The sequence below is a fragment of the Mesorhizobium caraganae genome (assembly GCF_016836705.1).
In the GTDB taxonomy this organism is placed as follows: Bacteria; Pseudomonadota; Alphaproteobacteria; order Rhizobiales; family Rhizobiaceae; genus Mesorhizobium; species Mesorhizobium caraganae.
In genome coordinates, this window is sequence record NZ_JAFCGY010000119.1 from 1 (window position 1) to 502 (window position 502).

1 pseudogene is annotated in these 502 nt (G+C 60.8%); it reads right to left on the reverse strand.

Annotated elements, in window-relative coordinates:
• Positions 1-357 (reverse strand): annotated as a pseudogene (locus tag JQK88_RS35550) (IS21 family transposase); the annotation flags it as partial.
• Positions 358-502 lie beyond the last annotated feature (145 nt).

Here is a 502-nt window from a genome sequence, read left to right on the forward strand (position 1 = left end):
CGGAAAGCAAAATTGATCGACCAAGTCCTGGTAGATCGCTTGCGCATTCCGTTTCAGGCGGACCTGGTCTTCGATCCACGTCCGATGCGGTTCGCAGGCCGAACGGGCCAGGCTGGTGGCCGTCGCTCCCGACACTCCAAGCGCCGGTGGTCGGGGTGGAGGAATTTGGTCCTCCGCGCTCGCCGAGCCGGTGGTCACTTCCCCGGGGGAATTTGCCTCCGCACCGCCCCGCTGCGCTTGATAACGCCGTATCGTCTTGCGATCGACCCCGGTCAGCCTTTGAATCTCGCGTTGGCTGGTGTTGCGATCAAGTAGTGTCAGTACGGTGCTTTGCAGATGTGCCTTCAAGACGTTCAACTCCCGGTCCCCCTTGCGGTATGAAAGGGGGCGAAAATAAACGTCCTGCCTTACCGGCTACTGCTGTTCAGCAGCGCTGCCGGTGATCATCAGGTGGGGGAGTTTCAAGTGACCATACCCGGGGGATTTTGACCGACCCACGGGG